Annotated in this window: 14 protein-coding genes and 1 tRNA gene; 4 read left to right on the top strand and 11 right to left on the bottom strand. The window is 61.1% G+C overall.

Annotated features, from left to right (window positions below; all coding sequences use genetic code 11):
- Positions 1–47: 47 nt before the first annotated feature.
- Both ffh and RAN89_RS05765 read left to right on the top strand, forming a co-directional pair.
- Positions 48–1412 carry a signal recognition particle protein gene (ffh, locus tag RAN89_RS05760; RefSeq protein WP_313868657.1) on the top strand — a complete coding sequence of 455 codons (1365 nt, stop codon included), beginning with the start codon at positions 48–50 and terminating at the stop codon, positions 1410–1412.
- Entirely contained in the window at positions 1412–2311 is a 900-nt protein-coding gene (locus RAN89_RS05765) for a DMT family transporter (RefSeq protein WP_313868658.1), read from the top strand. The genes ffh and RAN89_RS05765 overlap by 1 nt, the downstream gene beginning before the upstream one ends.
- 76 nt (positions 2312–2387) lie before the next feature.
- Here the strand turns inward: RAN89_RS05765 and scpC are convergent, their stop codons facing one another.
- The 6 genes from scpC to RAN89_RS05795 all read right to left on the bottom strand — a co-directional run bounded on the left by scpC (position 2388) and on the right by RAN89_RS05795 (position 7884).
- Positions 2388–3902 carry a succinyl-CoA:acetate CoA-transferase ScpC gene (gene scpC / locus RAN89_RS05770; RefSeq protein WP_313868659.1) on the bottom strand — a complete coding sequence of 505 codons (1515 nt, stop codon included), beginning with the start codon at positions 3900–3902 and terminating at the stop codon, positions 2388–2390.
- Positions 3903–4073: 171 nt separating this feature from the next.
- Positions 4074–4892, bottom strand: a complete 819-nt coding sequence (locus RAN89_RS05775; RefSeq protein WP_313868660.1) for a nidogen-like domain-containing protein — start codon at positions 4890–4892, stop codon at positions 4074–4076.
- Positions 4893–5060: 168 nt separating this feature from the next.
- Positions 5061–6398 (bottom strand): tRNA (N6-isopentenyl adenosine(37)-C2)-methylthiotransferase MiaB, encoded by a 1338-nt coding sequence (gene miaB / locus RAN89_RS05780; RefSeq protein ID WP_313868661.1) that lies wholly within the window; start codon positions 6396–6398, stop codon positions 5061–5063.
- A 115-nt stretch (positions 6399–6513) separates the two neighbouring features.
- Entirely contained in the window at positions 6514–6894 is a 381-nt protein-coding gene (locus RAN89_RS05785; protein ID WP_313868662.1) for a hypothetical protein, read from the bottom strand.
- Positions 6895–7003: 109 nt separating this feature from the next.
- Positions 7004–7080, bottom strand: a tRNA-Met gene (locus RAN89_RS05790).
- 24 nt (positions 7081–7104) lie between these two features.
- Positions 7105–7884: an enoyl-CoA hydratase gene (locus tag RAN89_RS05795; RefSeq protein WP_313868663.1), complete on the bottom strand. Its 780-nt coding sequence runs from the start codon at positions 7882–7884 to the stop codon at positions 7105–7107.
- 54 nt (positions 7885–7938) lie between these two features.
- On the opposite strand from RAN89_RS05795, the gene RAN89_RS05800 reads away from it, so the two are divergent.
- Positions 7939–8763: an enoyl-CoA hydratase-related protein gene (locus RAN89_RS05800; protein WP_313868664.1), complete on the top strand. Its 825-nt coding sequence runs from the start codon at positions 7939–7941 to the stop codon at positions 8761–8763.
- Between the two features lie 25 nt (positions 8764–8788).
- Here RAN89_RS05800 and RAN89_RS05805 read toward each other — a convergent pair whose 3' ends face one another.
- From RAN89_RS05805 to RAN89_RS05815, 3 genes are all read right to left on the bottom strand, one after another.
- Positions 8789–10663, bottom strand: coding sequence for a M61 family metallopeptidase (locus RAN89_RS05805; RefSeq protein ID WP_313868665.1), 1875 nt, complete (start codon positions 10661–10663; stop codon positions 8789–8791).
- A gap of 99 nt (positions 10664–10762) precedes the next feature.
- Positions 10763–11491, bottom strand: a complete 729-nt coding sequence (locus tag RAN89_RS05810; protein ID WP_313868666.1) for a DsbC family protein — start codon at positions 11489–11491, stop codon at positions 10763–10765.
- 38 nt (positions 11492–11529) lie between these two features.
- Positions 11530–12657, bottom strand: a complete 1128-nt coding sequence (locus tag RAN89_RS05815) for an FAD-dependent monooxygenase (protein ID WP_313868667.1) — start codon at positions 12655–12657, stop codon at positions 11530–11532.
- 55 nt (positions 12658–12712) lie between these two features.
- Between RAN89_RS05815 and RAN89_RS05820 the strand changes: the two genes are divergently transcribed.
- On the top strand, positions 12713–13594 hold the full coding sequence (locus tag RAN89_RS05820) for an MOSC domain-containing protein (protein WP_313868668.1): 882 nt from the start codon (positions 12713–12715) through the stop codon (positions 13592–13594).
- Here RAN89_RS05820 and RAN89_RS05825 read toward each other — a convergent pair.
- Positions 13579–15390 (bottom strand): 7TM diverse intracellular signaling domain-containing protein, encoded by a 1812-nt coding sequence (locus RAN89_RS05825; protein ID WP_313868669.1) that lies wholly within the window; start codon positions 15388–15390, stop codon positions 13579–13581. The genes RAN89_RS05820 and RAN89_RS05825 overlap by 16 nt on opposite strands.
- Positions 15387–17141 carry a 7TM diverse intracellular signaling domain-containing protein gene (locus RAN89_RS05830; protein ID WP_313868670.1) on the bottom strand — a complete coding sequence of 585 codons (1755 nt, stop codon included), beginning with the start codon at positions 17139–17141 and terminating at the stop codon, positions 15387–15389. The genes RAN89_RS05825 and RAN89_RS05830 overlap by 4 nt, the downstream gene beginning before the upstream one ends.
- Between the last annotated feature and the right edge of the window lie 26 nt (positions 17142–17167).

Below are 17167 nucleotides of genomic sequence, written 5' to 3' on the forward strand. Positions count from 1 at the left end.
CACTGTCCGGCCCACACCGCAGGTTGCGCCTGCCGGAATACTTCAATATGGCCTCCGCTCTTACCGACAAACTTTCCCGCCTCGTTAAAGACCTGCGAGGCCAGGGGCGCATCACCGAGTCCAACGTCACCGACATGCTGCGCGAAGTGCGCATGGCGCTGCTGGAGGCCGACGTGGCTCTGCCCGTGGTGCGCGATTTCATCGCCCGGGTGAAGGAAAAAGCGCTAGGGCAGGAAGTGCTGGGTTCCCTGCAGCCCGGGCAGGTGCTGGTCAGCATCGTCAACCGCGAGTTGGCTGCCACCATGGGCGAAGGCGTAAGCGACATCAACCTCGCAGCCCAACCGCCCGCCGTCATCCTGATGGCGGGCTTGCAGGGTGCCGGTAAAACGACGACCACCGCCAAACTGGCCAAGCACCTGATTGAAAAACGCAAAAAGAAAGTACTGACCGTGTCCGGCGACGTGTACCGTCCCGCGGCGATCGAACAGCTCAAAACCGTGACCGCCCAAGCCGGTGCGGAGTGGTTCCCCTCCACCCCGGACCAGAACCCCGTGGACATCGGCCGTGCCGCGCTGGACTACGCCAAAAAGCACTTCTTTGATGTGCTGCTGGTCGACACCGCAGGCCGCTTGGCGATTGACGAAGCCTTGATGCTGGAAATCAAGAATCTGCACGCCGCGCTCAACCCGGTCGAAACCCTGTTTGTGGTGGACGCCATGCAGGGCCAGGACGCGGTCAACACCGCCAAGGCCTTCAAGGAAGCCCTGCCACTGACCGGCATCATCCTCACCAAGACCGATGGTGATTCGCGTGGCGGTGCCGCACTGTCAGTGCGCCAGATCACCGGCGCACCCATCAAGTTCGCTGGTACCAGCGAAAAGCTCGATGGGTTGGAGGTGTTCGACGCCGAGCGCCATGCTGGCCGCATCTTGGGCATGGGCGACATCGTGGCGCTGGTGGAGCAAGTCACTGCCGGGGTGGACATTGAGGCCGCCAAGAAGTTGGCCGAAAAGGTCAAGAGCGGTGGCGGCTTTGACCTGAATGACTTTTTGGCCCAGATCCAGCAGATGAAGCAAATGGGGGGCCTCTCCAGCCTGATGGACAAGCTGCCTGCGGCCATGGCGGCCAAGGCCGGTCAGGTGGACATGGACAAGGCCGAAAAAGACATCAAGCGCAAGGAAGGCATCATCCACAGCATGACGCCGCTGGAGCGCCGCAAGCCCGAACTCATCAAAGCCACGCGCAAGCGCCGTATCGCCGCCGGTGCGGGTGTGCACGTGCAGGAAGTCAACCGCATGCTCAAGGAGTTTGAGCAAATGCAAGAGATGATGAAGAGGATGAAGGGCGGCGGCATGATGAAGATGATGAAGCGGCTGGGAGGCATGAAAGGCATGCCCAAAATGCCCTTCTGATGTCTGAACACACACCGCAACAAATCCTCAAAGGCATAGGCCTGGCCGTCTTGGCCATGGCCTGCTTCGCCACCTTGGACACCACCACCAAATGGGTGTCACTGAGCGCCCCGCTGATGGTGGCCATGTTTTTTCGCTACACGTTTCAGGCAGTGGCCACCACGGCCATTGAGTTGCCGCGGCAGGGGCGCGCCTTGCTGCAGACCGAGCATTTGGGCTTGCACATCGCGCGCGGCGGTTTGTTGCTGGCGACCAGCATCTTTGCGTTCCTGAGCCTCAAGCACATGCCGGTGGGCGAGTTCACCGCTATCGTGCTGCTGACCCCGCTCATCGTGACGCTGCTGGCCGCCCGCATGCTGCATGAAAAGGTGTCACGCCTGCGCTTGTTGCTGGTGGCTGGCGGATTTGCTGGCACTTTGGCCATCGTGCGGCCCAAGGGTGCAGACTTCAATTGGGCGCTGCTGTTTCCGGTGTGCGTGGTGCTGGCCAATGCGGGCTTTCAGCTGCTAACCAGCCGCATGGCCCGCACCGAGGACCCGATGACCATGCAGTTCTACACCGGCTGGACCGGTGCGCTGGTGGCGGCTGTGGCATTGCCTTTCGCTTGGGAGCCGATCTCCTCGCCAGCCGTATGGGGCGGGCTACTATTGATGGGTTTTTTGGGCAGCCTGGGACACTTCATTTTCATCCAGGCCTTCAAGCGCGCACCGGCAGCAGTGCTCATGCCCTACATGTATGCCCAGATTGCATTCGCCATGCTCGGCGGCTGGCTGATCTTTACGCATGTGCCCGATGCCTGGACCATCGCCGGCATGGCCCTGATTGCCGTGTGTGGTGCCGCCGGTGCGTGGCTCACGGCGCATGAGAGCCGGGCTGCGGCGGAAGCGCCGGAGCACTGAGGCGCTTCTTTTTGGGGTGAAATCGGCCTCCAGCGCCCGAGGATTTTGCGTGAGCAGCTCCTAAATCAATAGCAAATTACAACATCCGCCCGGTCTTCACAAACCGGTCGTGCCATGACAGCGCCTCGCTCAGGATGTGCGGGGTGTGGCGGCCCGGGGCAGTCTGCAGGGCGCGGTCAAAGTAGTCGCGCAGGGCGGGGCGGAAGTCGGGGTGGGCGCAGTGTTCGATGACGAGTTGGGCGCGTTGCGTGGGGGACTTGCCGCGCAGGTCGGCCAGGCCTTGTTCGGTGACGATGATTTCCACGTCGTGCTCGGTGTGGTCGGTGTGCGAGACCATGGGCACGATGCAGGAGATGGCGCCGTCTTTGGCGGTGGAGGGCGTCATGAAAAACGACAAGTAAGCGTTGCGCGCAAAGTCGCCCGAGCCGCCGATGCCATTCATGATGCTGCTGCCCATGATGTGGGTGGAGTTCACGTTGCCGTAGATATCGGCTTCAATCATTGCGTTCATGGCAATCAGGCCGAGGCGGCGGATCACCTCCGGGTGGTTGCTCATCTCCTGCGGGCGCAGCACGATGCGTTCACGGTAAAAGTCGATATTGGCGTTGAACTCTTCGAGCGCTGCCGGGCTGAAGGACAGTGCCGTGGCCGATGCCATGGTCAGCTTGCCGGATTGGATCATCTCCAGCATGCCGTCTTGCAGCACTTCGGTGTAGGCGGTCAGATTGTTGAACGGGCCCTTGTTCAGGCCGATGAGCACCGCGTTGGCAATATTGCCCACGCCACTCTGCAGCGGCAGCAGGTCTTCGGGCAAGCGTCCTGCCTGTACTTCTTGCTGCAGGAACTGGATGATGTGGCCGGCAATTCGTTCGGAGGTTTCATCCGGTGGAGAAAAAGGCGAGTTGCGGTCGTGTTCGCTGGTTTCCACCACGGCAATCACCTTGGCCGGGTCGCAGTGCAGGTAGCAGTCGCCAATGCGGTCGCCGGGTGCCACTAGCGGGATGGGCTGGCGGTGCGGTGGGATGCGGGTGCCGTAGTAGATGTCGTGCATGCCCTCCAGCCCGGCGTGCTGCAGGCTGTTGACTTCCAGAATGATGTGGTCGGCCAAGTCCAGCCAGGTCTTGTTGTTCCCCAGCGAGGACGATGGGATTAGCCGCCCGTCCGGCAGGATGCCTGCCACTTCCACCACCGCTACCTTGAGTGGCCCCAGAAACCCGAACCACGCCAACTGCGCCACATGCGAGAGGTGAATGTCGGTGTACTGCATCTGCCCCGCGTTGATCTGCTTGCGCACCGTGGGGTCGGACTGGTAAGGCAGCCGCATGGAGACGCCGTGGGCTTGGGCCAGCGCGCCATCCAGCTCGGGCGCCGTGGAGGCGCCGGTCCACAGGCCGATCTGAAAGTCTTCGCCCGCCGCATGCAATGTCTCCATGCGTTTTGCCAGCGCCTGCGGCACCGCCTTCGGGTGGCCCGAACCGGTAAAGCCGCTCATGCCCACATTCGCCCCAGCCGGGATGAGGGCGGCGGCGGCATCGGCGGACATGATCTTGGCCTGGTAGGCGGGGTGTGGAATGCGGCTAGCCGTTGGCATGTCAAGAAAACTCCGGGGCGGTGATGGGCGATGCGCCGGTGCAGGCTGCCTGCTCCGGCGCGGGCCATCTTACGTCCGGCGCATGGGTTTACCCTTGCGAAAATCTTGACTTAAGGCAAGCCAAAAGCAAAAAGGGCTCCCGCAGGAGCCCTTCACCACAGAGTCTCGAACTCAGGCTTGGGGTTTGGCTTTGCGGCGATGGGCTACGGTGCCCATCAATGCCAAACCGGCCAGCAACATGGCGTAGGTCTCAGGCTCAGGCACGGCTGGGATCACATTCCCGTTACGGACGCTGAAGTTGTACTGCCCATTCACATTGGAGTTCAGCTGGTGGCTGATCAAGGCGTTTGCGCCGGAGTTGAGCAAGGCGCCATTCACGGCGGAGCCCGCCAGTTCGAAAGAGTTGGTGCTGCCATTGGACCAGCCGGCTCTTGCAGAAGCTCCACCAAAACCGTTGACGCCGCGACTCGCGCTTCCGGTTTCCCAGCTGATGTTGTCGTAGTTGAATTGGAAGTCAAAGTTGCCAGCGCCGGTATCCGAGCGGTCTGTCACGATCAGTTGGAAGCTGTTGGTTTTGTCCGCTTGGCTGGCGTAGTACCCCACATTAAGCCAGTTCACGCCAAAGGTTTGCCGCCCATTGACAGTAGCGCGTCCATATTGCGTGAGACCGCTGTTGATGTTGCGGGTGTCGACGTCTGCAAAGAATGGCGCAAGCATGGGGGTGCTGGTGCTGAGCAGACTGAAAGGAGTAAATGTGGACAGCGCTGCGTTGAAGGTCACATTGCCGTTGTTGTTGACATACAGTTGGCTGAAATTGGAGCCATAGAAGTTGATGTTGAACCCGATGTCAACTCTGCCCGTTGACAGGTCGTCATTCGCGGCAAGAGTGTTGCCGGTGTACAAATTGGCGTCATGTACGGCACCTGCCATGGCTGGCGCGGTGGCAAAGGTCATGGCCAGCAAAGTACTGGCGGCGATGTTTTTGAACATACTTGTGCTCCCTGTTGATAGGGCTTGAAGTATTGACGCGCAATGTGATGAAGTGGCTGCACCGCTGTGGTGCTTTCGGACTAGGCGCTCCGTAATCTTTGTAATTGCCTGTTACGAAGAGCACAAAGGGCTCCCGCAGGAGCCCTCAAGCCTTTGCTGCTGGTGAGCTCAGGCCACGGTCTCGGTGGTCAGTACCTCGCCGCGCAAGGTATAGCTGCGCGTCTCAGTGATGGTGACATCCACCAACTGCCCCACCAAGCGTGGATTGCCGGCAAAGTTCACCACGCGGTTGCACTCGGTGCGGCCCATGAGCTCGCCGTTGTCGCGCTTGCTACTTCCTTCCACCAGAATGCGTTGCACCGTACCCAGGCGCTGCTCGCTGATGCGGGCGATGTTGGCGTTGATGGCGGCTTGCAGCTCTTGCAGGCGGGCCAGCTTTACGTCGTGCGGCGTGTCGTCGTGCAGGTTGGCAGCTGGCGTGCCGGGGCGGGGGCTGAAGATGAAGCTGAAGGAGTTGTCAAAGCCGATGTCGTGGATCAGCTTCATCATCTTGGCGTGGTCTTCGTCCGTCTCGCCGGGGAAGCCGACGATGAAGTCGGAGCTGATGCTCATGTCGGGCCGGATGGCGCGCAGCTTGCGGATGGTGCTCTTGTATTCCATGGCGGTGTAGCCGCGCTTCATGGCCATCAAGATTTTGTCGCTGCCGTGCTGCACCGGCAGGTGCAAGTGACTCACCAGTTTGGGCAGTTTTTCATACGCCGCAATAAGGCTGGGTGTGAACTCGTTGGGGTGGCTGGTGGTGTAGCGGATGCGCTCGATGCCCGGGATGTCGCTCACGTACTCCAGCAAGGTGGCAAAGTCGGCCATCTCGCCCGAGTCACCCATGGCGTTGCGCCAGGCATTCACGTTCTGGCCCAGCAGGTTCACCTCTTTCACGCCCTGGTCGGCCAAGCCGGCAACTTCGACCAACACATCTTCAAACGGGCGGTTGATTTCGGTACCTCGGGTGTAGGGCACCACGCAGTAGCTGCAGTATTTGGAGCAGCCTTCCATGATGCTCACGAACGCACTGGCACCTTCCACCTTGGCAGGCGGCAGATGGTCAAACTTTTCGATCTCTGGGAAGCTAATGTCCACCTGCGGCTTGTCCAGCGCTTTGCGGGCATTCAGCATTTCTGGCAGGCGGTGCAGGGTTTGCGGGCCGAACACCACGTCCACATAAGGTGCGCGCTTGATGATTTCAGCGCCTTCTTGGCTGGCCACGCAGCCGCCCACGCCGATTTGCACGCCCTTGGCCTTGAGGTGCTTGATACGGCCCAGGTCGCTGAACACTTTTTCTTGTGCCTTCTCACGCACCGAGCAGGTGTTGAACAGAATCAGGTCGGCCTGCTCCACGTCATCGGTGGGCTCATAGCCCTGGGCTGCACCCAGCACGTCGGCCATCTTGTCTGAGTCGTACTCGTTCATCTGGCAGCCGAAGGTTTTGATAAAGACTTTTTTGGACATGATGGGTTTGTTTCAATGCTATGAATTCAGGAGCTGCTCGCGCAAATGCAGCGGGCACCAGGGGGCCAAATGACTATTAAAGTGAATGCTGGTGGCGACCCGGGGTCGAACCTGCTCACTTGGAGTACGAGGGCTTGGCCGGAATGAGCTGGGCTTCCAGCTCTGTCAGTATCCAAACGTCGTGCAGCATGCCGTTGGGTTCGCGGGTGTACATCACCGGCAAGGTCTGCCCGACCAGTGTTGCAGACAAAGCCAACATCCCATTGGCACCGCGAATGCGGGCGCCGGGGGACAGGCGGTCGGCTTTGGTATCCAGCAGCACCTCGGGCGGCGATTGGACAATCAGCGTGCCACGCAGCGCGTTTGAGGGGAAACTGCGTACTGCCACCACGGAGCCATCCGTAGTGGTGAGGTTCTTGCTGATAGGGCCGGTTTGTGCGAGGGCACAAGACGCCGCAAGGCTCATGGCGCAAAGCAGGAGAGTGCAGCGATTCATGGTGTGTATCCAGAGGCTGTGAATGAAGGAGGCGATTTTACCGGCAGTGCGCAAACTGGGCCGGCCAAGAAAAAACCCGCAGCACTTTTGCACTGCGGGTTTTCTTGTTTGGTGGTCGTAGGTGGACTTGAACCACCGACATCAGCATTATGAATGCTGCGCTCTAACCAACTGAGCTATACGACCGAAGACGCGCATTATATGCCAGATTTATTGGTGCGTAAAGTTCGCCGCGCGTTTGTTCACGAAGGCGTCCATGCCTTCCTTCTGGTCTGCGGTGGCAAACAAGGCGTGGAACATGCGGCGCTCAAAAGCAATGCCGTCTGCCAATGTGCCTTCAAACGAGCGATTCACGGCTTCCTTGGCCGCCATGGTGGCTACTTGAGAGAAAGCGCAAATCTGCAGCGCAGCACCCAGCGCTTCTTCTTGCAGCTTGTCCAGAGGCACCACGCGGCTTACCAAGCCTGCTCGCTCGGCTTCAGCAGCGTCCATCATGCGGCCGGTCAAGGCCAGGTCCATGGCCTTGGACTTGCCCACCGCACGGGGAAGGCGCTGCGTGCCGCCCGCGCCGGGGATGATGCCCAGCTTGATTTCGGGCTGGCCGAACTTGGCGTTGTCCGCTGCAATGATGAAGTCGCACATCATGGCCAATTCGCAGCCGCCGCCCAGCGCAAAGCCGCTCACAGCGGCGATGACCGGCTTGCGGATGGTGCGTATGGTTTCCCAGTTGCGGGTGATGAAGTCGCCCTTGTAGGCATCTGCAAAGCTGAACTTGGCCATGGCCGTGATGTCTGCGCCGGCGGCAAAGGCTTTCTCACTGCCGGTGATCACCATGCAGCCGATGGCGGTGTCTGCGTCAAAGGCCTTGAGCGCCGCGCCCAATTCATCCATCAGTTGATCATTCAGCGCGTTGAGCTGCTTGGGGCGGTTGAGCGTGATGATGGCAACTTTGTCGCCTTCGATACGGGTGGTGATGCATTCGTAGCTCATGATGGAAGTCTCCGGATTTTTGATGTTTTGAACTATAGCGAAGAGGGTTTGCACATGACTGACGCCGGCACGACTCCTACCAACTCCCCTGAATCTACCGTCACCTACGCAGCACAGGGCGCAGTGGCTTTGCTGACCTTGAATCGCCCGGCTAGCCTGAACAGCTTCACCCGCCAAATGCATGCTGATTTGTGGAAGGCGCTGGACCGCGCAGAAGCGGATTCCGCCATCCGTGCCGTGGTGATTACCGGTGCAGGCCGTGGCTTCTGCGCAGGGGCGGATTTGACGGAATTCGATTTCGAGCCCGGCCCCAATCTCGTGGAGCGCGCCGACCCCGGCCCCGTGATCGACCAGGCTTTCAACCCCACCACCCGGCGCATTCAGGCTTTGCGCATGCCGGTGATTGCGGCCGTCAATGGCGTGGCTGCGGGGGCAGGGGCTTCACTGGCATTGGCTTGCGATGTGGCGATTGCTGCGCCGGGTGCCAAGTTCATTCAGGCATTCAGCAAGATAGGGCTGGTGCCTGACGCCGGCAGCAGCTGGTTCATGCCCCAGCGCTTGGGCATGGCCCGGGCGCTTGCCTTGGCGATGACCGGTGATGCACTACCTGCGGCGCAGGCCAAAGACTGGGGGCTGATCTGGGAAGTGGCCGACGACTGTGTCACCGCCGCCATGGATATGGCCCGTCGCTTGGCCGCGATGCCGACAAGCGCGCTGGTGGCCACCCGCCATTTACTGCGCGACGGGCTTCACCGCAGCCTGTACCAACAGCTGGACGCCGAGCGGGATATCCAAAGTGCCATGGGCCGCACCCATGACTATTTAGAGGGCGTCATGGCATTCCGGGAGAAACGTACCCCGCGGTTTACCGGCAATTAGCTACGAAGTATCAGGACGGCCAGCTTCAGCTGGAACTGTCCAGCCATTTGTTGGCAGCGGCCGCATCGCGCACCGACAGGCGCACGGCTTGAGAGGCTGCAGGCAGGGTGAGTTGCAGGTTCATCAGCCGCTTGTCACGCGACACGAGTGCTGTGACTTTCTTGGCCTTGCCGGTGTAAAGCGTCAGGTCGTCCAAGGCTTGCATGCGCCAAGGCTCGCCCTCGGTTTGCACGGCCAGCCACTCGTCGCCCGCCGCAAAACCGGCCTTTTCGGCCGCACCGCCGCGCAGCACCTGCTGGATGAACAGCCCGCCGGACTCCTTGACGCGCAGCCCCAGCTGTTGGGCCACCTGGTCCGGCTCGCGGTTTACTTGCACACCGTGCCGCTCCAGCAGCTCGGCCACCGGCAGCTCCTTGGTGCTGTGCACCCAGCGCTCCAAGTCTTTGGCAAACGAGCGGCCGCCCAGCGCTTGCAGCACGACAAGCAAGTCAGCCTCAGCCATGGGGCCGCCGGCGCAACGCGTCCAGAGGCCACGCATCACGGCATCCAGCGTGGTTTTTCCCTCAGCGCGCAGGGTCAGGTCCAGGCACAGGCCGACCAGGGAACCCTTGGTGTAGTAGCTCACCGTCGCGTTGGCGGTGTTCTCGTCCTGCCGGTAGTACTTCACCCAGGCGTCAAAGCTGCTTTGGGCCACGCTCTGCACCAGTCGGCCGGGCGTCTGGTTCACTTGGTTGATGGTCTTGCTCAGCAGTTTGAGGTAGGCCGCGTTGTCGATGCGCTTGGCGCGGCGCAAGAGCAGATCGTCGTAGTAGCTGGTGAAGCCTTCAAAGAACCACAGCAGCTCGGTGTAGTTTTCCCGGGTGTAGTCATAGGTGGCCAGTTCTGCGGGGCGCAAGCGCTTCACGTTCCAGGTGTGGAAGTACTCGTGGCTGATCAGCCCCAGCAGCGTGGTGTAGCCCTCGGGCTGCTTGTGTGTGGTGGGCGCCAGCGTGCTGCGGGGCAGGCGCGGCAGGTCTTTGCGGTTGCAGATCAGCGCCGTGGAGTTTTTGTGCTCCAGCCCGCCGTAGCCGTCGTGCACCGCGGCCAGCATGAAGACGTAGTTTTTGAATGGAATCGGGCTCTGGCGCCCATCCTTTGTGCGCGAGGCGCTCTCTTTTTGATAGCTTTCGAGCTCGCTGCCATGCCAGAAACGCATCTCGGCCTCGCAGATGGCGCGGGTGTCGGCCAGCAGTTGCTCGCCATCGAAGCTGGGCGGGGCGCCCGCCACCACAAAGCGGTGCGGCACTCCGAATACCTCGAAGCTGCCGCTCCAGAACGGGCCCATTTCCACCGGGCAGTCCACCAGCGTGTCGTAGTCGGCAGCGCGGTAGAGGCCGAAGCCGGCTTTGTCGATGCGCACCGGCTCCAGTCCGGTGGCCAGCTGCCAGCTTTGGGCGTCTGCAACCGGCAGCATTTCCAACGTGTGCGGCAGTGCTGCTGCTTCGGGCACCTGCAGGCACAGGCTGGTGCCATTGAAAAAACCGCGCTGCGCGTCCAGCCAAGCGGTGCGCACGGAGGCGTCGAAGGCGTAGACCTCGTAGCTCACTTCCAGCGGCAGCTCCGGGCGGCAGTGGGCTTGCCAGGTCGCCTTGTCCAGTTGCTCGGCTGCGACCCGCTTGCCGCCTTGGCGGCATTCCAGCTTTTGCAGGTGCTTGGCAAATTCGCGCAGCAGGTAGCTACCCGGTATCCAAGCCGGAAGCCGCAGCATCTGCTGGATGGCCGGCGACGCCACCGTCATGGTGACCCGGTAGAGGTGGGCATGCAGATCTGCCACTTCCACCCTGTAGTGCACTGCAGCCTGAGGGGCAGAGGTCTTTGCCACGGATTTGGCGGTCTTGGGGGACTTGGAGGAATTTTTCATGCCAAAACACCGGTTTGCGCCCGCCGGATATGCGCGAGCAGCTATGAATTCAGGAGCGTTTTTTCAGGGGCGGCTGTGAAGGGCGGATGCCTGTGCGCCTCAGCCCTTGGCGTCTTTCAGGTGCTTCTCGATTTGCTGGGCGTCGATGGCACCCGGCACGCGGTTGCCGTCTTCAAACAGCAGGGTGGGGGTACCCTGAATGCGGTAGGCCTTGCCGAACTCCACGTTGCGGGCCAGTGGCGTGGTGTCGCACATGGCGGCGGCGGCTGGTGCGGGTTGGTCACGAAGCATCCAATCCTGCCAGGCGACCGCCTTGTCCTTGCTGCACCAGATGGCCTTCGACTTTTCGGTGGAGTCCGGTCCCAGGATGGGGTACAGGAACATGTAGACCGTCACGTTGTCGATCTTCTGCAGGTCACGCTCAAAGCGCTTGCAGTAGCCGCAGTTGGGGTCTTCAAACACGGCGAGCTTGCGCGACCCGTTGCCACGCACGATGGTGAAGGCATCCTTGAACGGCAAGGTGTCGAATTTGATCGCAGTCAGCTTGTTGATGCGCTCTTCGGTCAAGTTGCGCAGGCCCTTGGTCTCAAACATGTTGCCCTGAATGAGGTAGTTCCCTTTGGCATCGGTGTAATAGATCTCGGCGCCGTTGACGCGGACTTCATACAGGCCCGGAATCTTGGAGGGGCGCACTTCGTCAATGGCCTTGAGCTGGGGCACGCGTTTGGCAATGGCTTCGCGGATGGCGGCCTCTTGGGCAGTTGCGCCGGTGGTGAGGGCGGCCAAGGCCAAACCCAGGGAGGCGGCAAACAATCGGGTGAAACGCATAAGAAGAAAGTTCCGTTCAGAAAAGTTGGCCAAAGGCCTTAAAGGCCCATCGCGCGGCGGGCTACCCAGCGCTTCAAGGGCAGAAGGTGGTCAAAGCCCCGCATGCCCCAGCTGCGTGCACTTTGCACCAGTGCATGGGGATGTGAAAAAAGTTGTTGCAAGGAATCGCCACTGCCGCCCACCAGCGCGAAGTCGGCTTTGCGGGCCCGTTCATACTGGCGTAGCAGGCGCATATCGTCCACCGAGCGCCAATAGCCGCGGCTATCCAGCACCTTCACCAGTTCAGCCACGTCGCCTAGCCCGAGGTTCAGTCCTTGGCCCGCCAGGGGGTGTACGTTGTGGGCGGCGTCACCGGCCAGTACCCAGGCGCGCTGCACACCTGCAATCGAGGCCGAGCCCACCCAGCGCCGTGCCACAGCATGCTGCAGGGGCCAACTGGCGCGGGGGCCGGTGAGGCGCAAGCTGCCCACGGCCATGCGAGTGGCGGTTTGCAATGCGTCGGTGAATTCCATGTCAGGGCTGTTCAGCAGGTGTTGTGCGCGCTCGGGACTGACTGACCACACCAGGGCGTGGAAGTTCCCTTGTGAGCCGCCCATCGGCAATAGTGCGGTAATTTCGCCTTCATGGAACCACTGGCGCGCAGTCTGCCCGTGAGGGAGTTCGCTCTCCACCCGGGCCGCGACTGCCCATTGGTCGTATTTGAACACGTCGAATTCGACGCCGAATTCATCACGCGTGGTGCTAGCGCGGCCTTCACATACGACGGTGAGGGTGGCGGGCTGGGGCGTGTCGACCACGGTGATCAGGGGCTGAAACTGCACGGCTTGTGCCAGTTGCTGCTCCATCACAGGCACATCGACGATCCAGTTCAGTGCCTCAGCCCCCTGGTCTGCTGCCGCAAAGTTCACTTGGGCTTGGGCATCCGCTTCGACCTGCATGTGCAGGACAGGGGTGGCGCTGTCTCCGGCGGGCCAGCAACGCACCGCTTCCAACAGCGCGCGGGATTGCTGATTGAGTGCGTAGGCTCGTACATCAGCGTCTGCCACTGGGTTACCGACCGCGGTCACTACCAGGGCAACCTTCAAGCGTTTGGCCGCCAGATGCAGCGCCAGCGTGCGCCCCACAATGCCAGCGCCACGGATACAAATGTCATAGGTTTGGGCCATGCGGGCATTGTAGGAGGCTGTGCACAATGCAGGCTCCATGCACCAGGAAAGCCCCATGTCCGACAATTTCACCCCCGATGTACACGGTCTTATCGCCGCCTTGATGATTTACCCGGTGAAATCCCTTGCAGGAATCTCTGTGACAGAGGCCCGTCTGCTGGAGACAGGCCTGGAGTGGGACCGGCACTGGATGGTGGTGGACGCAGACGGCCTGTTCCTGACGCAGCGCGAATGTCCCCGGATGGCCTTGGTGCAACCCCGCATCACACCCGGCGCCTTGGAGCTGCACGGGCCGGAAGGGGAGCGCCTTGTGGTGCCGCTTCAGGCGCCGGGCCCTTTGCGCCGCGTGCAGGTGTGGGATGACACCTTGGATGCCCTGGACATGGGGAAAGACGCAGCTTTGTGGTTGCAGCAAGTATTGGGCGAGCCCGGTGTACGGCTGGTGCGCTTTGCTCCGCAGGTGCAACGGCCGTGCAGCACGCGCTGGACAGGTGGTGCACCCAGCCACACCCAGTTTGCCGACGGCTACCCGGTGTTGGTGACTACCGAAGCTTCCATGGATCCCCTCAACGCCCGACTGGCCGCTGCCGGATTAGCCCCTGTCGGGATAAACCGCTTCCGCCCCAACCTGGTCCTGGGTGCGCTGGACGCGCATGATGAAGATCACCTCACGGTGCTGGAAGTGGAGATGGACGCAGAGAGTCAAGTCCGGCCCCGCCTGGCCTTGGTGAAGCCCTGTGCCCGCTGCCCGATTCCAAACATTGATCCCGTCACGGCCCAAACCCATCCGGGCGTTGGTGACGCCTTGATGGCCTACCGGCAGGATGCCCGCGTGAACGGCGCGATCACTTTCGGCATGAATGCCATCGTGCAAGCCGGTGCGGGTGCTGTGCTGCGAGTGGGCCAGTCCGTGGCTGCGAGCTATGGTTTTGAGTGAGGCGTGAGCGGTGGCCTGTCAGAGTTGCCGTCATCCTTGGAAGGCAGGGCTGCCGGCATCGTTGGTGCGGGCTCGAGGAAACGAATAGGACGACGGGTGCGGGGCGACATGCCGTGCAAAACGTCCTGTAGCTCTTGCAGAACTGTGCGCTTGTCGGCGACTACCTCGGTCAACAAGGCACAGCTGATGTGAAATTGCAGCGTGACTTCCGGGCGCAGTCCGGGCAGCGGGATCAGGCCGGAGGCCACCAGGCGGACCATGCGCTCGGTGAGTTCCTGGCGTGATGCCACTCCGTCGAGCACCAAGCCGAAGCGGGCGGTATCCACACGGCCTGCAGGGTCCACGTCGCGCAGTACGCGATGCAGTTTGACCGCCGCACGCAGCAGGCATTGCTCGGCAATGGCGTCCCCGTAGGACTCCCGCAAGTAGTTGTAGTTCACCACTTCCACCATCACGATGGCAGAGGGTTCCCGGTGTTGACGAGAGCGCTTGATCGCCAGGTCCACCTGGGTGTCGAACAGTGGGCGGGTCAGCAAGCCGGTCAGCGCGTCCTGGGTCGGGAGCGCGTCGGCACGCTCCTGGACTTCACGCCGCTCGCGGGCGCGCAAATGCAAGGCTTGCTGCAAAAGCGGAACCGACAAGGCGACTGCCGCCACCATCAAGTAACGGGACTGCCACCAGGCGGGCAGTACATGAAGTTTTTGCAGGGCGATGTAAATTGTGACCAGCCCAGTGGGGATGAATGTAATGGTCAGCCAACGGCCAATCGCATGACCGCGACGCCATGTTTGTGCTGTGGCAAGCAGCAGAAGCAGAGTTCCAATTGCGAGATAGGCTGCATTGATGTTGTCAGCCAGCCCCCGGTCAATGGCAGCGCCCAACAGGAAAATCGGAATGCCAAAACCGGCAAACCCATACACGGTTTGTGACAAACGCGGAAAACCGGCATCCAGCGAGGTAATGTGCCGAACAAATATCAAGGTAGCACTGGGTCCGAGCACAGGCATGCTGAGGTGTGTGAAATCAGACCATACTGGGGAGTGTGGCCACAGCCACAGGCCAGAGAGCCCTGTCATGCAGCTCACAATTATCACCATGCTTGCTGCGTACAGTGTGTACCACCCATCGTCCGTGCTTCCGCTCTGCACGTAGTGAAGGGCGCATACACCCATCAACATCAACATCGCTCCAAACAACCCGCCCAGGAGTAAATGCTCCAGCTCTCGTTGGCTGTTGCGTTTGCTTTCGGTTGCGAGGATCAATGGCATCAAGCTGGGTTTGAAATTGCGGAGTTCCAGGTAGATCTCATAGACCCCTTCCGCCGGGACGTCCAGCCTGAATTCAGGGTAGAGCGCCGGCCGGGTCCAGCTGTCGACTGCCAAGGTATCTCCTGCTACCTGGCGGGTCCAGCCTCCTTGTCCGTCCGGTTGGTACAGCGCGGCATAGTCCAGATATGGCAGAGGAATGACCATTGTCCATTTCGCAGTGGAGCTGGCCGCACGCGTCAGGCTCAAGCGCACCCAGACACTGTTGCCTTCTCGCATAGGAAGGCTGCTGGTGGCGCTGGCCGGGCTGAAACGGTTCCGGTTTCGTTTCAGGATCTCGTCAACATTGTTTTTGCCATCCGTTTCCACCAGGAAAGCCAGGGAGTCTTGGAGCCGGAAGCTCCCTGCGTTGTCATCCAAAATGTAGGTGGTTTGAGCGTCCACATGCGGGCTGAACAATGCTACCCAGCACAGGACGACCAGGGCCAGGGCGCGTCTGATGAGCGTGTGCGAGCAAGCTAGGAGCGTCATGCGGACAACGACGAGTGCAAGCTCGCGACCTGGGTGGGCACGGGTTCGAGAAACCGGATCGGACGTCGGGTGCGGGGTGAGATACCTGCCAATACTTCGGCCAATTCGTCCAGGGCTTTGGCGGGAGCTATCGGATTTTCCTGGAGCAGTACACAGGCGGCTTGGAATTGCAGCGTCACTTCCGGCTGCAAGCCCTGCAGCGGAATCAGGCCGGACGCCACCAGCTTCACCAAACGTTCTGTGACAGCTTGCCGGGATGCCACACCTTCCATCAACATCGCAAAGCGGGCACTGCCTACGCGGGCCGCCGGATCCACATCGCGCAGTACCCGGTGCAGCTTGATCACGGCGCGCAAGAGGCACTGTTCCGCAATCGGGTCCCCCATGCTGCTGCGAATGTGTTCGTGGTTCACCACCGTCACCAGCACCAATGCTACGGGTTCGCGCCCGCTGATGGCACGTTGATAAGCGTCTTCCAGGTGAGATTGAAATGCACCGGGGGTCAGCAGCCCCGTCAGAGCATCCTGCGTTGGCAGGTGCTCTGCACGGGCAGCAATTTCCTTGCGGTCATGGGTTGCGCGTCCCAGCGCATAGACCAGCGCTGGTACAGACGCGGCTACGGTGAGTGTGAGCAGATAGCGCAATGGCCAGAAGGCGGGCAGGTAGCCTCCGGCTTCCAGGGTCATCCACAAGACCATACCGAACTGCGGGGTGTAGGTCCACAGTAACCACGCCCCCAGTGGGGAGCCAGTACGCCAGTTGAGCCAGGTGGCCGCAAGCCCCATGGCGGTGCCCAGCAGAAGCGTTACGCCGGTCATCAGGTCGGCGGAAGGTCGATCAACCATCACATAACTGAAAACCGAGGCCAGAGTTGCCCATGCCATGACCTGCAAAGCACGATCAAAATGCGGGTGGTGGGTGTTCAGGGCATAGAGATGCCTGCCGAAAAGCAGCGCTCCCCCGAGGGCAACGACCGGCAACACGCTGTTGGCGTAATCCGCCCAGGCCGGCGCGTCGGTCCACAGCAGGGCGTTCAGTACGCCATTGAACTGGCTCAGTGCGGTAGCGATCAGCACGCTGTACAGCGCTGCGCCCAAGTCAGAGATGTTACGGAACTCCGCATACCGCATCAGTGAAAGAACGGTCAGCGTCAGCACCAAGCCAAAAACCAGTCCGAGTGCGATGCTCTCCACCATGCGCTGCGCTTCACGCACGTTGGCGGTACTGATGCGAAGAGGAAGAGGAAGGGGTTTGAAGTTGCGTACCTGCAAAAGCAAGTCCTGCGGTTGCCCGGCTGTGAGGTTCAGGTCAAACTCGGGATAGAGCCCGCGGATGGCCCAATGGGCTTGGGAGTGCATATCCCCGGCAGTTTGCGGGTACCAGGCGCCATTGCGCAGTTCGTAGAGCGTGACGTAGTCCAAGTAAGGCTGAGGAATATTGAGGGTCCAGCGAGATGCATTCCCTGCAGCTCGCACCACGCGTATCTTGATCCAGAGGGTGTTGCTCTCGTTCAGGTTAGCGACCCGCGTTGCGGGAGTGGTTTGAAAAGGGGCCGTCAGTGCATCCTTGACGACTGCAGTACGGCCGTTTTCCAGCCATTGCAATGTGTGGCCTTGGACTGTCAGGCTGCTGGTGCCATCACCGAGCACCAGTGTGTCTGGGGGGCCGGTTTCTGCGGCACTGGCGCCCCAGCCACCCACCCCTATCCAGAGTGCCAGCGCCACCAACAGGCGAGGAAACAGGTATGGCATACACTTGGCACCCAGTTTTTAGAGGT

The organism is Rhodoferax mekongensis (genome assembly GCF_032191775.1).
Lineage (GTDB): Bacteria > Pseudomonadota > Gammaproteobacteria > Burkholderiales > Burkholderiaceae_C > Allorhodoferax > Allorhodoferax mekongensis.

What these genes read in the sequence shown, in the direction of transcription:
- ffh (WP_313868657.1), top strand. Translation starts at nt 48, where the DNA reads ATGGCCTCCGCTCTTACCGACAAACTTTCCCGCCTCGTTAAAGACCTG.
- RAN89_RS05765 (WP_313868658.1), top strand. Translation starts at nt 1,412, where the DNA reads ATGTCTGAACACACACCGCAACAAATCCTCAAAGGCATAGGCCTGGCC.
- scpC (WP_313868659.1), bottom strand. Translation starts at nt 3,902, where the DNA reads ATGCCAACGGCTAGCCGCATTCCACACCCCGCCTACCAGGCCAAGATC.
- RAN89_RS05775 (WP_313868660.1), bottom strand. Translation starts at nt 4,892, where the DNA reads ATGTTCAAAAACATCGCCGCCAGTACTTTGCTGGCCATGACCTTTGCC.
- miaB (WP_313868661.1), bottom strand. Translation starts at nt 6,398, where the DNA reads ATGTCCAAAAAAGTCTTTATCAAAACCTTCGGCTGCCAGATGAACGAG.
- RAN89_RS05785 (WP_313868662.1), bottom strand. Translation starts at nt 6,894, where the DNA reads ATGAATCGCTGCACTCTCCTGCTTTGCGCCATGAGCCTTGCGGCGTCT.
- RAN89_RS05795 (WP_313868663.1), bottom strand. Translation starts at nt 7,884, where the DNA reads ATGAGCTACGAATGCATCACCACCCGTATCGAAGGCGACAAAGTTGCC.
- RAN89_RS05800 (WP_313868664.1), top strand. Translation starts at nt 7,939, where the DNA reads ATGACTGACGCCGGCACGACTCCTACCAACTCCCCTGAATCTACCGTC.
- RAN89_RS05805 (WP_313868665.1), bottom strand. Translation starts at nt 10,663, where the DNA reads ATGAAAAATTCCTCCAAGTCCCCCAAGACCGCCAAATCCGTGGCAAAG.
- RAN89_RS05810 (WP_313868666.1), bottom strand. Translation starts at nt 11,491, where the DNA reads ATGCGTTTCACCCGATTGTTTGCCGCCTCCCTGGGTTTGGCCTTGGCC.
- RAN89_RS05815 (WP_313868667.1), bottom strand. Translation starts at nt 12,657, where the DNA reads ATGGCCCAAACCTATGACATTTGTATCCGTGGCGCTGGCATTGTGGGG.
- RAN89_RS05820 (WP_313868668.1), top strand. Translation starts at nt 12,713, where the DNA reads ATGTCCGACAATTTCACCCCCGATGTACACGGTCTTATCGCCGCCTTG.
- RAN89_RS05825 (WP_313868669.1), bottom strand. Translation starts at nt 15,390, where the DNA reads ATGACGCTCCTAGCTTGCTCGCACACGCTCATCAGACGCGCCCTGGCC.
- RAN89_RS05830 (WP_313868670.1), bottom strand. Translation starts at nt 17,141, where the DNA reads ATGCCATACCTGTTTCCTCGCCTGTTGGTGGCGCTGGCACTCTGGATA.